The sequence below is a fragment of the Clostridium sp. genome (genome assembly GCF_032552055.1).
In the GTDB taxonomy this organism is placed as follows: Bacteria; Bacillota; Clostridia; order Clostridiales; family Clostridiaceae; genus Clostridium.
Window position 1 is genome coordinate 1 of the sequence record NZ_JAWGSV010000411.1, and the last position, 1,439, is coordinate 1,439.

At 23.4% G+C, this 1,439-nt stretch carries 2 protein-coding genes; one reads left to right on the forward strand and one right to left on the reverse strand.

Features of this window, described 5'->3' with window-relative positions; genetic code table 11:
- Nucleotides 1-20: 20 nt before the first annotated feature.
- Complete coding sequence (locus E6248_RS15980) at nt 21-464, forward strand: DUF4829 domain-containing protein (RefSeq protein WP_316341756.1); 444 nt, start codon at nt 21-23, stop codon at nt 462-464.
- A 231-nt stretch (nt 465-695) separates the two neighbouring features.
- Here E6248_RS15980 and E6248_RS15985 read toward each other — a convergent pair whose 3' ends face one another.
- Complete coding sequence (locus tag E6248_RS15985; protein WP_316341757.1) at nt 696-1,388, reverse strand: YjjG family noncanonical pyrimidine nucleotidase; 693 nt, start codon at nt 1,386-1,388, stop codon at nt 696-698.
- Between the last annotated feature and the right edge of the window lie 51 nt (nt 1,389-1,439).

Genomic DNA, 1,439 nt, shown 5'->3' on the forward strand with positions numbered 1-1,439 from the left:
GTTATAAGGTGGGAAATAATATGAATAAGAAATTAAAGATTATAATAATTTCCGTTATATTTATATTAAGTATATTTTTTATATTTATAAAAAGTTCCAATACACCTGAAAAAGTAATTAAAAATTATATAAAATACAAAGATATGCATAATATCGATAAATTAAGTAGTACTGTTACTTATGAAATGCCAGATTACTATATAGACAATATAGAAACCATGAAATTAATTAATATAGAACTAATTACTGATGAGGTTCTTTATAATGCGTATATGCATGATGGAAAAGGAAGTTTAAGAAAAGATTTATCAAGAGATGATGTTAAAATATATACTGTTGACTATTATATAAAATATAAAGATGATAATAAATCAGTTGAGGGTAGTGGTGAACATAATAAACATTATACCTTGATTAAAGAAAAGGGTACTAATAAATGGATAATAGATTCTATTGGTGGGTGATACCTTAATATATTTTAATGCTAGATATGAATATAAATTGACTATATAGAAGTTATTTTGATAAGAAAATTTAATATTAGGGAGAGTAGATAGATTTATATAAAAATAAACTTATTTACTCTCCCTAAATTTAAACATTGAGTTTTATGTCAATACTATAAAATTTATATTTTTTTCAGTATAATATCCATCTTAATATATGTCTATAATGAGGAGTTATTAATAGTATTCCTATTTGTTGTTTAATATTTTAGTTAAATCTTTTAAATTTGATATTTCGTAGGTAGGTTTAATTGATGTTGAATTCTTAACTTTATTTAGGTTTACCCAACAAGTATCAATCTCAAAGTTGATTCCGCCTTTTATATCTGAAGTTAAGCTATCACCTATCATTAAAACTTTACTCTTATCATTAAAGTTTAATCTATTTAGAGCAATTTCAAATATTTCAGGATTAGGTTTTGATATTTGAACTTCTTCAGAAATAACCATTGTCTCAAAATATTCAGCTATGATAGATTGTCCTATTCTTTTAGACTGTACGTCTTTAAGACCATTTGTAACAATAGCTAACCTATATTTTTTACTTAATTCTTTTATTAATTCAATGCTATCTTCATATAAGAAAGAAGCATTAGCTAGATGTCTTATATATGCATTAGAGAACTCTTCTGGATCAAAAGGGGTATTTAACTTTTCAGATAATCTTTTGAATCTTTCAACCTTTAGTTTCTTTTGTGTTATTAATCCTTGTTCAAATTCTAACCATATATTTTTATTTATTTCTTCATAAACTTTTAAATGATAGTTTTCATCATAATCCATATTAAATTCACGAATACTGTTTTCAAAAGCTTGTTTTTCAGATTTTTTAAAATCAAATAATGTTTCATCTGCATCAAATAATATAACTTCGTATTTCATATATAGCCTCCATATGTATAGTCTTATTGACATAATTATACATCAAAAAGA

Bases quoted from the DNA above. Each gene is read 5' to 3' on its own strand.
- E6248_RS15980 (WP_316341756.1), top strand. From the start codon at position 21: ATGAATAAGAAATTAAAGATTATAATAATTTCCGTTATATTTATATTA.
- E6248_RS15985 (WP_316341757.1), bottom strand. From the start codon at position 1,388: ATGAAATACGAAGTTATATTATTTGATGCAGATGAAACATTATTTGAT.